This is a genomic window from Haloactinopolyspora alba, assembly GCF_003014555.1.
GTDB classification, from domain to species: Bacteria; Actinomycetota; Actinomycetes; order Jiangellales; family Jiangellaceae; genus Haloactinopolyspora; species Haloactinopolyspora alba.
Map to the genome: position 1 here is coordinate 65,922 of NZ_PYGE01000024.1, position 8,633 is coordinate 74,554.

Here is an 8,633-nt window from a genome sequence, read left to right on the forward strand (position 1 = left end):
CGGTGCTCACACCGGCGCGACCTTGCGCAGCTGGTCCATGAAGGCGCCGAACCACTGCGGATGGTCCGGCCAGGCGCGGCCGGTCACCAGGTTGCCGTCCACGACGCCCGCGCCGTCGACGAACCGCCCGCCGGCGGTCTCCACGTCCACGGCGAGGGCGGGGTAGGCTGCACTCTGCCGTCCGTCCAGCGTCTTCGCCGCAGCCAGCAGCAGCGGGCCGTGGCACAGCGCGGCCGTCGGCGCCCCACCGTCCATGAAGTGCCGGACGATGCGCTGCGCGTCCGGGTCGTTGCGGAGGTACTCGGGCGCGCGCCCGCCCGGCACCACCAGGGCGACGTAGTCGTCGGGGTTCACGTCGGCGAACGACAGGTCGGCCGGCCACGAATGGCCCGGCTTCTCGGTGTACGTGTCGAAGCCGTCGACGAAGTCGTGGACGACGAACTGCAGCTTCTTCGCCTCCGGCGCGGCGACGTCGACCTCGTATCCCTCTTCGAGCAGGCGCTGGTACGGGTAGAAGAACTCCAGGTCTTCGGTGGCGTCACCGGCGAGGATCACGACCTTGGGCATGGCAGACCTCCGTGTCCGACGGGTACACGCTCAGTCTCGACCGCAGCGACGGCTCGCGCCAGCCCGACGGCGGATCCGGCACCAGCTGTTCACGTCGCGGCGGCACCGTCGCGGCTCAGCGCCACCAGGCGGCTCACCGCGCGGTAGTACTTCTTCCGGTAGCCGCCGGTCAGCAGCTCGTCGGCGAACAGCCGGTCCAGCGCCACGCCGCCGGCGAGCACCGGCACGTCCCGGTCGTACAGCCGGTCGGCCAGCACCACCAGCCGCAACGCGGTGTGCTGGTCGTCCACGGTGCGCACGCCGCGCAGGTGCACCCGGGTGACACCGTCGAGCAGCGGCCCGTACCGCGACGGGTGGACCTCGGCCAGATGCGCGCACAGCGCGTCGAAATCGTCCAGCGTCGCCCCTGGCGTGTCCGCGGCCGCTGTCACCGACTCGTCACTCGCCGGGGCGGGAGCCTCGGCCAGCCCGCGGTGCCGGTAGTCGTCGCCGTCGACCCGCAGGACCTCGAACCGCTCGGCCAGCTGCTGGATCTCGCGTAGGAAGTCCTCCGCGGCGAAGCGCCCCTCCCCGAGCCTTCCCGGCAGCGTGTTGCTGGTGGCCGCGACCCGCACCCCCTGCTCGGTCAGCCGGCTCAGCAGCGTGGACACGAGCACGGTGTCACCCGGATCGTCCAGCTCGAACTCGTCGATGCACAGCAGCCGGTGCGCGGCGAGCGCCTCCACCGTCGGGCCGAACCCCAGCGCCCCGACCAGGTTGGTCAGCTCGACGAACGTGCAGAACGCCTTCGCGTCGGCGGGAACGGGCGCCGCGTGCCACGCGGAGGCGAGCAGATGGGTCTTGCCCACGCCGAAGCCGCCGTCCAGGTACAGGCCACGACCCGGTTCGCCGTCACGCTCCCCGCGGCGCCGGCGCCGGCGCCACCGGGACCGTCGCGGCGCCATGCCCACGGACGTGGCGAACTCTCGTCCCGCCCGGACCGCGTCGGCCTGTGACGGCTGCGCGGGGTCCGGGACGTAGCTGTCGAAGCTCACGCCGGCGAACCGCGGAGGCGGCACCATCTCGGCGATCAGCCTCGCGGCCGGGACCCGCGGCGTGCGGTCGACGAGACGCTGCGGCATGCGGTCAGCGTACGATGCCGCGCAGGATCTGATGTGATGCCCCTTGTGCAGCAGATCTTCCCTCTCCCGTCACGGTCCCTGGACGAGCTCGACGCACTGGCGGCGGCCTACGCGTATCCACCGGCCGCCGGTGAGCGCGCGTGGGTCCGGGCGAACATGGTCTCGAGCCTCGACGGCGCCGTGCAGGGCGCCGACGGCCGGTCCGCGACCGTGTCCAGCCCGCCCGACCGGCGTATCCTGTCGCTGCTGCGTGGGCTGGCCGACGTCGTCCTGGTCGGCGCCGGTACGGCACGCACCGAACGCTACGGGCCCGCCGAGGAGCGCGCCGCGTACGCCGAGCTCCGCCGCGCCGGCGGTCAGCCGCCTGCACCGCCGATCGCCGTCGTCAGCCGCAGCCTCGACCTCGACCCCGCGGCCGACCTGTTCACCGCGGCCCGTGAGCGCACCGTGGTGCTCACGGTCGACGCTGCCCCGGCAGAGCGGCGACGGGCCCTGGCCGCGGTCGCCGACGTCGTCGTCACCGGTGACACGAGCATCGACGTGCCCGCCGCGGTGCGGGCGCTGGCCGACCGCGGTCTGCGCCGGGTGCTGTGCGAGGGCGGGCCGCACCTGCTGGCCCGGATCGTGGAGAACGGGTGCCTGGACGAGCTGTGCCTGACGCTGAGCCCGCGGGTCGTCGGCGGCCGCTCGGCCCGGATGCTCGAGACACCGCAGCCACTGTCCGGCGACTGGCGCCTCGCCCATCTCGTCGAGGACGGCGGCACGCTGATGTCGCGCTGGCTGGCGCCGAACGCGGACGACGCCTAGCGGCCCGCGCGACGAGTCCCGCACTGTCGTCCCGCCGGTGCCGGCCGAAATCCCGTTGAGGACAGCAGCGCGGCGGTGTGTGATCCGGGTATGACGATCACATTGGACAGACCGGTGGTCGACGAGCTGAGCCATGCGGTGCAGGTGCTGCGGGACTGGCAGCACGACGGTGCGCCGATGCAGCTGCATCCGGGAGATCTGGGCTGGTTCTGGCGGTTCGGCGCGGAGGCGACGGCCGCCGCGGTGCGGACCTGGAGCCGGGACGGACGGATTCTCGCGGTCGGGCTTCTGGACGGTCCCGCGCTGTTGCGGCTGACGATGGTCCCGGACGCCCGTCGGGACGAGGAGCTCGCGCGCCGGCTGGTCGGCGACGTTGCCGAGCCGGAGCGCGGCGTGCTGGCGCCGGGGACGGCCGACATCGAGGCGCCGGCGGGTGCGCTGGTCGACGATCTGCTGTCCGAGGCCGGCTGGATCGCAGGCGAATCGTGGACACCGCTGCGCCGTGACCTCACGGAGCCGATGACCGCCCCGGATGCCCGGATCGAGGTGATCGGACCGGACCTGGCGCACGTCCGTGCCGCCGTCCAGCGGGCGTCGTTCGACGGGTCGACGTTCACCGACGGGCGCTGGCACGCGATGGCTGCCGGCGTGCCGTACGCCGAGGCCCGCTGCCTGGTCGCGTACGGCGACCAGGGCGACGCGGTGGCGACGGCGACGGTGTGGTCGGCCGGCGCGGGCAGGCCAGGGCTGGTCGAGCCGATGGGCGTGCACCGGGAACATCGTGGCCGCGGCTACGGCACGGCCATCACCGTTGCCGCGGCGGCCGCGCTCCAGGAGCTGGGCTCGTCGAGCGCGGTCGTCGCTACCCCGAGCGCCATGGCCGGCGCCGTGGCCACCTACGAGTCGGCAGGTTTCCGCCGACTCCCCGAGGTCCGGGACCGCCACCGCCCGGACTCGCACTAGGCCGAGCCGAGCACCTCGGCGATGTCGAACCGGACCGGCTCGTACAGCTGGTCGTAGGTGCAGCTGCGCGGGTCCCGGTCCGGCCGCCAGCGGCGGAAGTGCGCGGTGTGCCGGAACCGGTCGCCCTGCATGTGGTCGTAAGCGACCTCGATGACCAGCTCGGGGCGCAGCGGCTCCCAGGACAGGTCCTTGCCGGCGTTCCACCGGCTCTGCGCCCCGGGCAACCGCGCCGACTCGTGCGCCTCGGCCTTCGCCCACTCGGCCCACGGATGGTCGTCGACGTCGTCGGCCATCCGGTACGCGCTCAGCTCGTCGACGAGCTCGGCGCGGCGCTTCATCGTGAACGACGCGCTGACGCCCACGTGGTGCAGCACGCCGTCGTCGTCGTACAGGCCCAGCAGCAGCGAGCCCACCACGCCCCCGCTCTTGTGCCAGCGGAACCCGGCGACGACGCAGTCGGCGGTGCGGTCGTGCTTGACCTTCACCAGCGCGCGCTCCCCCGGCAGGTAGGTGCCGTCGGGGCGCTTGGCGATGATGCCGTCCAGCCCGGCGCCCTCGAACTGCTCGAACCATTCCTGCGCGAGCGTCTGGTCGGTCGTCGACCGGGTGAGGTGCACCGGCGGTTCGGCGCCGGCCAGTGCGGTCTCCAGCGTGGCCCGCCGCTGCTCGAACGTGTCGCCCATGTGATCGGTGCCGTCCAGGGCGAGCAGGTCGAACGCGACGAAGCTCGCCGGTGTCCGTTCCGCGAGCTCACGCACGCGCGAGTCGGCGGGGTGGATCCGGTCGAGCAGCCGGTCGAAATCCAGCCGGTCGCCGGTGACGACGACGATCTCGCCGTCGACGACGCACCGGCGCGGCAGATTCGCGCGCACCGCCTCGACCACCTCCGGGAAGTACCGCGTCATCGGCCGCTCGTTCCGGCTGCCGATCTCGACCTCGTCGCCGTCGCGGAAGATGATCGAACGGAAGCCGTCCCACTTGCCCTCGTAGTGCATCCCCGGCGGAATGGTCTTGGCCGAGCGGGCGAGCATGGGCGACACGGGTGGCGACACAGGCAGGTCCATGCCACCATCCTCGCCCATACACCCCGGTTCGGTGGCAAGATGGAGCCCCGACAGCTGGAGGTGGACCATGTCGTACATCGTCGTGGTGCTCGTCGAAGAACCTGTCGCCGAGTGGGACGCACGCCAGATCATCGCGCTGCACAGCGACACGCCTGAACCGGTGCGTTACCACATCCTGATACCCGTCGAGGACGCGGCCAGCCGCGTCGAATCCACCATCGGCTCGCTGGCGGCCAGCGAGGTCATGGGCACGGCCGCCATGTACGTCGACGAGGCCGACCTCGAGCGAGTTCACGAGGAGATCCGCGAGGCCAGCAAGCAGGCGCTCGCACAGTCGGTCCGGGCGTTCACCGACCTCGAGGCCGATGCCGGTGGCGAGATCACCGCGACCGACCCGCTGGACCGGCTCGCCGGGCTGGTGCAGGAGTGCGGCGCCGCCGAGGTCATCATCCTCACCCGTCCGCACGTCATCGCCGAACTGTTCCATGTCGACTGGACCAACCGGGCCCGTCGCAAGCTGCAGGTTCCGGTGCTGCACCTACTGGCCCGCAACGAGCCGGACTGGGAGACGGAGCACGAGGAGACCCACCGCGACCACGACAGCCACCCGGAGAACAATTCGACATGAGCGCAGCCATCGAGGTCGACGCCGGTTCCCGCCAGGTCCGGGTCTCGAACCCCGACAAGGTCTACTTTCCCGAGCGCGGCCTCACCAAGCGCGACGTCGTCGAGTACTTCCTGGCCGTCGGTGACGGCATCCTGGCGGCGCTACGCGACCGGCCGACCACCCTGGAGCGCTGGCCCGGCGGGGTGTTCGAGGGCGCCAAGCTGTCCACCCGGCAGGACAGCCGCGGCGACGCCTTCTACCAGAAGCGCGTTCCCAAGGGCGCGCCCGCGTGGGTCGAGTCCGCGACCATCACGTTTCCCAGCGGGCGGCCGGCCGACGAGGTGTGCCCCACCGAGGTGGCGGTGGTCGCGTGGGCGGCCAACCTCGGCACGCTGACGTTCCATCCGTGGCCGGTGCGCCGCGACGACGTCGACCACCCGGACCAACTGCGCATCGACCTCGACCCGCAGCCGGGCACCGACTACGCCGACGCCGTGCGTGTCGCGCACGAGGCCCGGGCCCTGCTGCACGAGCACGACCTGGACGCCTTTCCCAAGACCTCCGGTGGCCGCGGCCTGCACCTCTACGTCCCCATCGAGGCGCGCTGGGACTTCGTGCAGGCCCGGCGCGCGGTCATCGCGTTCGGGCGTGAGCTGGCCCGGCGGATGCCGGACCAGGTGACCGTCGACTGGTGGAAGGAGGAACGCGGCGAGCGGATCTTCATCGACTTCAACCAGATGGCACGCGACCGCACCATCGCCTCGGCGTACTCGGTGCGCCCGAACCCGCGGGCGACGGTCTCGGCGCCGCTGCACTGGGACGAGGTCGACGACGCCCGCCCGGACGACTTCGACGTCACCACGATGCCGGCACGCTTCGCCGAGGTCGGCGACCCGCACGCGAAGGTCGGCGCACAGGCGTACTCGATCGAGCCTTTGCTCGAGATGGCCGCCCGCGACGAGCGCGACCACGGCCTCGGCGACATGCCCTACCCGCCGGACTACCCGAAGATGCCCGGCGAACCGATGCGCGTGCAGCCGTCGCGCAAGCGCCAGGTGACCTGACGAGGTCGCGCGGGCCTACTGGTTCTCCCGGCTGTGGTCCCGGTCGCCGGGCTTGCCTCGGAAGAACTTGCGCATGTCCCACAAGGATTTGCCGACCACGAGATAGAACACCCAGCTGACCAGGGTCGCCAGGACCGCGAAACCGGCGAAGGCCATCGCGATCGTCTGCTCGCTCATGGCACCCCCTTTCATTAAATGAAATAGCTATACTAGCACTTTGCTGCTAGTGTGGAAACCGTTATGGTGCATCTTGATCCGGCCGCACACGGGCCGTTGCACGAGCGGATCGCCGCCGCCGTGCGGCGTGCCGTCGCCGATGGTGACCTCCCGCCCGGCGCGCGGCTTCCCGCGGCGCGGGAGCTGGCAAGCCAGCTCGACGTCAACATCAACACGGTTCTGCGGGCGTACCGGGAGCTGTCGGCCGAGGACCTCGTCGAGCTCCGGCGCGGCCGCGGAGCGACCGTGCGGAAGGGCGCCGACCGCGCACGCCTCTACGACCTCGTCGACGAGCTGCTCGCCGAAGCGGCCAGGCTCGGCGTCAGCCGCGGCGAACTCGCCGGGATCCTCGCCAGCCGATCGTGACGCGCTGCCGCGCCGCCAGCGGCGAGCGACTACCGTCGTACTCATGTCGTATGAGGTCGATAAGGACGAGGCCGAGTGGCGCGCCTCACTGTCCGCCGAGGAGTACCACGTCCTGCGTGAAGCAGGGACCGAACGCCCGGGGTCCAGCCCGCTCGAGCACGCCGACGACCGGCCGTACGTGTACTCGTGCCGCGGCTGCGGCGCGGAACTGTTCGAGACGGCGACGAAGTTCGACGCACAGTGCGGGTGGCCGGCGTTCTACGCACCACTGGCCGAGGACCGCGTCGAGTACGTCGAAGATCGCAGTCTCGGCAGCGTGCGCACCGAGGTCAGGTGCGCCCGCTGCGGTTCGCACCTCGGCCACGTCTTCACCGGTGAAGGGTTCGCGACCCCGACCGACCAGCGCTACTGCATCAACGGCATCGCACTTCGGCGACGGGACGCCGCACCGGACGCCTCGTGACCTCGGCGTGTCCCCAGTGTGGAGGGCCGGGTGGCACCGATCGGTGCCGGGCGCTGTTCGACCAGCTGCTCGCGCTCGAGTTCGGCCGCGGTGAGCCGTGGGGACCGCTGCACGGGGTCACCGTGCCGGCGTTCGCGTTGCAGCATCCGGGCAGGTTCGCCGCCACCGACCCGAACGCGTGGCTGACCAGTCTGCACGTCTACGTCACCCACGGACTGGAGTCGGCGAGCCGGATGTGGACCGGCGCAGCGGGCCGCGGGTTACCGGTCGTGGCCGGGCTGCCGCCGGTGGCACGGATGCCACACCCGTTCACCGTCACCATCGCCGACGTCGCCGGCCCGGACCGGGACTTCCCCGCCGACGGACACGCCGACCGCGTCGACCGCTGGGTGCGCGACATCTACGGCTGCCTGGTCGACCGGAAATCGTAGGCTTCCCGCGTGGACACCGACCTCACCACCCACACCGCGAGCTTCGCCGAGCTCGACGCCGGCACCCTGTACGCGTTGCTCCGCCTGCGCACCGACGTGTTCGTGGTCGAACAGGCCGATCCGTACCCGGAGCTCGACGGCCGCGACACCGAACCGGCCGCGTTGCATGTCTGGCTCGCCCGCCGGGACCGGCCGGTGGCGTACCTGCGCCTGCTCGACGAACCCGACGGGTCCGCACGCGTCGGCCGGGTGGTCGTCGCCGCCGACGAACGCGGCCGCGGCCTGGCCGGGGCGCTGATGGACGAGGCGTTGCGCCTGGTCGGCGACCGTCGCTGCGTGCTCGGCGCGCAGGCCCACCTGGCGGACTTCTACGCACGGTACGGCTTCGTCCGATCCGGGCCCGACTACCTGGACGGCCGCATCCCGCACGTACCGATGGCACGGGGCTGAGCCCAGGGCGCGCCGGCCGGACGTAAGGCTGACGCATGGCCAGTACCGGTCTCCCGGGCCCTACGTCACCGCGTCACCGGTACACGGCGGAGTCGGTCAAGCACGGCGTGATTGCCCCGAGGTAGCCGGTGGGTTGCCCGATTCGGGGCAACCAGTTGCCCTGAATGTTCAGGCTGCTTGGCCATATGAATTCGAACGCGTGTCCGGTTGAATGGGGTGCGTAGGCACGGTCTTCGGGCGGACAGGGGTGAACGTGAGCGACGACGACACGCAGACGCCGGCCGACGGGACGCTCGCGACGCTTCTGGGGCGGGCGCGCGGGCCGGAGTTGGCGGCGCTGCTGGCCGGGCTCGACGTCGAGGCGCTGTCCGCGCACGAGCTGGTGCTGGTGCTGCAGGCGCAGGAACGCCTCAAGGCCCACGTCGAGGCGGTTCAGGTGGATGCGCTGGCCGAGTTGTGTGAGCGCCCGGAGTACGCGCGCTGTAGCTGCCCGGTCGACGTGGTGCACGAGCAC

13 protein-coding genes are annotated in these 8,633 nt (G+C 71.8%); 9 read left to right on the forward strand and 4 right to left on the reverse strand.

Features of this window, described 5'->3' with window-relative positions; genetic code table 11:
* Positions 1–6 precede the first annotated feature (6 nt).
* Together CLV30_RS22785 and zapE are read right to left on the reverse strand one after the other, a co-directional pair.
* Entirely contained in the window at positions 7–567 is a 561-nt protein-coding gene (locus tag CLV30_RS22785; RefSeq protein WP_106539542.1) for a DJ-1/PfpI family protein, read from the reverse strand.
* A gap of 89 nt (positions 568–656) precedes the next feature.
* The gene (zapE, locus tag CLV30_RS22790; RefSeq protein WP_106539543.1) at positions 657–1,688 is read right to left on the reverse strand and encodes a cell division protein ZapE; all 1,032 of its coding nucleotides are present in this window, start codon (positions 1,686–1,688) and stop codon (positions 657–659) included.
* Between the two features lie 36 nt (positions 1,689–1,724).
* Here zapE and CLV30_RS22795 point away from each other — a divergent pair, with 36 nt between their 5' ends.
* Positions 1,725–2,495 (forward strand): pyrimidine reductase family protein, encoded by a 771-nt coding sequence (locus CLV30_RS22795; protein ID WP_106539559.1) that lies wholly within the window; start codon positions 1,725–1,727, stop codon positions 2,493–2,495.
* 90 nt (positions 2,496–2,585) lie between these two features.
* Positions 2,586–3,458 (forward strand): GNAT family N-acetyltransferase, encoded by an 873-nt coding sequence (locus CLV30_RS22800; protein WP_106539544.1) that lies wholly within the window; start codon positions 2,586–2,588, stop codon positions 3,456–3,458.
* On the opposite strand, the gene CLV30_RS22805 is transcribed toward CLV30_RS22800, so the two are convergent.
* Entirely contained in the window at positions 3,455–4,522 is a 1,068-nt protein-coding gene (locus CLV30_RS22805; protein WP_106539545.1) for an ATP-dependent DNA ligase, read from the reverse strand. The genes CLV30_RS22800 and CLV30_RS22805 overlap by 4 nt on opposite strands.
* A gap of 67 nt (positions 4,523–4,589) precedes the next feature.
* Here CLV30_RS22805 and CLV30_RS22810 point away from each other — a divergent pair, with 67 nt between their 5' ends.
* Positions 4,590–5,150, forward strand: a complete 561-nt coding sequence (locus CLV30_RS22810; RefSeq protein WP_106539546.1) for a hypothetical protein — start codon at positions 4,590–4,592, stop codon at positions 5,148–5,150.
* Entirely contained in the window at positions 5,147–6,193 is a 1,047-nt protein-coding gene (gene ligD / locus CLV30_RS22815; protein WP_106539547.1) for a non-homologous end-joining DNA ligase, read from the forward strand. The genes CLV30_RS22810 and ligD overlap by 4 nt, the downstream gene beginning before the upstream one ends.
* Before the next feature lie 15 nt (positions 6,194–6,208).
* Here the strand turns inward: ligD and CLV30_RS26695 are convergent, their stop codons facing one another.
* Positions 6,209–6,370: a hypothetical protein gene (locus tag CLV30_RS26695; protein WP_165358591.1), complete on the reverse strand. Its 162-nt coding sequence runs from the start codon at positions 6,368–6,370 to the stop codon at positions 6,209–6,211.
* Between the two features lie 63 nt (positions 6,371–6,433).
* On the opposite strand from CLV30_RS26695, the gene CLV30_RS27645 reads away from it, so the two are divergent.
* The 5 genes from CLV30_RS27645 to CLV30_RS22840 all read left to right on the forward strand — a co-directional run.
* On the forward strand, positions 6,434–6,775 hold the full coding sequence (locus CLV30_RS27645) for a GntR family transcriptional regulator (RefSeq protein ID WP_106539548.1): 342 nt from the start codon (positions 6,434–6,436) through the stop codon (positions 6,773–6,775).
* A 43-nt stretch (positions 6,776–6,818) separates the two neighbouring features.
* Positions 6,819–7,238 (forward strand): peptide-methionine (R)-S-oxide reductase MsrB, encoded by a 420-nt coding sequence (gene msrB, locus CLV30_RS22825; protein ID WP_106539549.1) that lies wholly within the window; start codon positions 6,819–6,821, stop codon positions 7,236–7,238.
* Entirely contained in the window at positions 7,235–7,669 is a 435-nt protein-coding gene (locus CLV30_RS22830) for a DUF5946 family protein (protein ID WP_106539550.1), read from the forward strand. The genes msrB and CLV30_RS22830 overlap by 4 nt, the downstream gene beginning before the upstream one ends.
* A gap of 9 nt (positions 7,670–7,678) precedes the next feature.
* Complete coding sequence (locus CLV30_RS22835; protein ID WP_106539551.1) at positions 7,679–8,119, forward strand: GNAT family N-acetyltransferase; 441 nt, start codon at positions 7,679–7,681, stop codon at positions 8,117–8,119.
* A 253-nt stretch (positions 8,120–8,372) separates the two neighbouring features.
* Positions 8,373–8,633 (forward strand): hypothetical protein (locus CLV30_RS22840; RefSeq protein ID WP_146154806.1); only part of this gene is annotated, 261 nt, incomplete at its 3' end.